This is a genomic window from Curtobacterium sp. MMLR14_010, from assembly GCF_001865015.1.
In the GTDB taxonomy this organism is placed as follows: Bacteria; Actinomycetota; Actinomycetes; order Actinomycetales; family Microbacteriaceae; genus Curtobacterium.
This window is the reverse complement of sequence record NZ_MJGV01000002.1, coordinates 364686-367282: the sequence shown is the minus strand read 5'-3', so window position 1 is coordinate 367282 and position 2597 is coordinate 364686. Positions and strand designations below refer to the sequence as shown.

General features: G+C 73.7%; 2 protein-coding genes. One reads left to right on the top strand and one right to left on the bottom strand.

Features of this window, described 5'->3' with window-relative positions:
• Positions 1–21: 21 nt before the first annotated feature.
• Positions 22–1338 (bottom strand): ice-binding family protein, encoded by a 1317-nt coding sequence (locus BIU98_RS01800; RefSeq protein ID WP_071270441.1) that lies wholly within the window; start codon positions 1336–1338, stop codon positions 22–24.
• Between the two features lie 219 nt (positions 1339–1557).
• Here BIU98_RS01800 and BIU98_RS01795 point away from each other — a divergent pair, with 219 nt between their 5' ends.
• Positions 1558–2538 (top strand): diacylglycerol kinase family protein, encoded by a 981-nt coding sequence (locus tag BIU98_RS01795; protein ID WP_071270438.1) that lies wholly within the window; start codon positions 1558–1560, stop codon positions 2536–2538.
• The last annotated feature ends 59 nt before the right edge of the window (positions 2539–2597 follow it).

Here is a 2597-nt window from a genome sequence, read left to right as displayed (position 1 = left end):
GGGCAGTCCGTCGTCAGGCGGTCAGCTGGCGGAGCGCCGCACCGCTGCCGTGCGGCGACGGTGACGGAGCACGAGCAGGAACGCACCGACCGCAGCCATCCCGCCGGCCGCGACCAGGCCGGGGACCGGGTCGGCTCCGGTGAAGGCGAGCTCCGAGGGGCCGGTGCCGCCACCGGTGCCGCCGGGGACGACCGCGCCGGGCGTGGCCGACGCTCCCGGCGTCGGGACGCCGACCGTCGGCACGGCGGTGGGGACCGTCGGTGTGAGCGTGGCGGTCGGTGCCGGCGTGGGAGTCGGTGTGGGAGTCGGGACGACGGCCGCGGGTGCCACCGGCAGCGGGAACGTCTGCGTCGCGTCCGGACCGGTGCCGTTGCTGACCGTGATCGTCACGGTGGTGGTGCCGGGCGTGGTCGGCGTCCCGGAGATGACTCCGGTGAGGACGTCGATCTCGAGGCCGTCCGGCAGCGTGCCGTTGTCCGAGAACGTCGGGCGCGGGAGGCCGGTCGCCGTCACGGTCGACGAGTACGGGGTGCCGGCGGTCGCACCCTCGGGGGTGCCGGAGGTGATCGTCGGCGCGACGCTCGGCTGCGGGGTGCCCGGTGCGGCGCAGCCCGTGGGCCGGGTGATCCGGTTGTCCTGCAGGGTCACGGCGGCGTTCCGGGCGAGCAGTCGCCCGGCGATCGTGGCACCGGTGAGGGCCGAGATGGACTGGTCCGCCAGGACGGTGCCCTGGAACTGGGCCCGCGTGCGGATCGTTGCGGAGCTCCCGACCTGCCAGAACACGTTGCAGGCGGTCGCGCCGCCGGTGATGGTGATGCGCGAGCCGGAGCCGATCTTCAGGGTCGAGGCCGCCTGGAACACCCAGACCGAGTCGGCAGTGCCGGCCAGGGTCAGGGCGCCGTTGTTCGCCAGGTCCAGCTCCCCGCCCTGGTACACACCGGGGGTCAGGCTCAGGCCGTTCAGCTGGCGGAGGCCGGTCCGGTTCGGCGAGAGCGACGCGGCCACGTTGTACGCGGTCGTCGTGTCGAGCTGCGCCTGAGTGGCCGGGGCGTCGGTCTGGTGGGTCTCGCCGTTGACGGCGCCGTTCGGTGCGCCACCGAAGCCGGTGATCGACGTGCCGGGCGACAGGCCGAGGTCGCCGTTGACCACGGTGGGACCGGTGTTGGTCACGGTGCTGGCGCCGAGGACGCCGTAGGTCGACGCGGTGCCGAGGTCGACCGGCCCGTCGATGACGGTGGCCGCGGTGGCGGAGGACGCCGTCCCGAGGGCCAGGACCGCGGCGAGCCCGAGTCCCGTCGTGACGATCGCGAACGGACGGATGGGATGCGTGCTGGCCATGACGGCCCCTGCCTGCGATCGGAGACCACTGGCAGGCGTCGACGACCCCCACGTGCTTCCCGGTGAGCGGAGTCTCAGGCATGCTGGACGGCGATCGGGGTACGGACACCCAGGGATGACCCGTTCGGGGGGTCACGCTGGGCGTCGTCCGTCTTGGCGGTACGCATGCCGTCCCGGGCGCGGGTGGCGGGCGAGGGACCGTCCACTACAGTCGACGCGATGCCGCACGACGAGCCCGCCCTCGGTCCCGACCACCGCCTCGCCCTGGTCGTCAACCCCGTGAAGGTCGACGTCGGCCTGCTGCGATCGACGGTCACGACCGCGGAGTCCGAGCACGGGTGGGCGCCGAGCGCCTGGTTCGAGACCGACGCCACGGACGACGGCCGCGGGGCAGCGCGTGCGGCACGGGCGTCAGGAGCCGACGTCGTGCTGGTCGCGGGCGGGGACGGCACGCTGCGGATCGTCGCCGAGGAGCTGCGCGGCTCCGGCGTCGCCGTCGCGCTCCTGCCCGCCGGCACCGGCAACCTCTACGCGCGGAACCTCCGCATCCCGCTGAACGACGTGCGCGCAGCCGTCCGCGCGGCCTTCACCGGGACGGACCGACAGGTCGACGTCGCGCTCGCGGAGCTGACCGGCGCCGACGGCACCGTCGCGCGCCACGCGTTCCTGGTGATGGCGGGCATCGGGCTCGACGCGAACATGGCGGCGAACACCAGCCCGCGGCTCAAGAAGCGGTTCGGCTGGGTGGCGTACTCCGACCCGATCATCCGCTCGGTGATCGGCAACCGGCAGATCGCCGTCCGCTACCGGCTCGACGACGCCCCCGCCAGGACCATGCAGGCGCACACCGTCATCGTCGGCAACTGCGGCACGCTGACCGCCGGGGTCCTGCTCCTGCCCGACGCCCGTCCGGACGACGGTGTGCTCGACGCGGTCGCCTTCCAGCCGAAGCGCGCCATCGGCTGGAGCGGTGTCGGCTACGGACTCTCCCTGAACCGGTTCTTCCACCGCACCCGGTTCGGCCGGCTGCTCGCCTGGCTGCTGCCGACGTCGAAGACGCTCCGCTACACGAGCGCGCGGTCCTTCGACCTGGAACTCGACGCGCCGGAGCAGCTCCAGCTCGACGGCGACCCCTTCGGCACGGTCACCGCCGCCCGCATCACGGTCGACCACGACGGCCTCACGATCCGCGTCGCCTGACGCAGCTGGTCACGACCAGACGACGGACGGGAGGCCCGGTGCCAGCTGGCACCGAGCCT

What these genes read in the sequence shown, in the direction of transcription:
- BIU98_RS01800 (WP_071270441.1), bottom strand. Translation starts at nt 1,338, where the DNA reads ATGGCCAGCACGCATCCCATCCGTCCGTTCGCGATCGTCACGACGGGA.
- BIU98_RS01795 (WP_071270438.1), top strand. Translation starts at nt 1,558, where the DNA reads ATGCCGCACGACGAGCCCGCCCTCGGTCCCGACCACCGCCTCGCCCTG.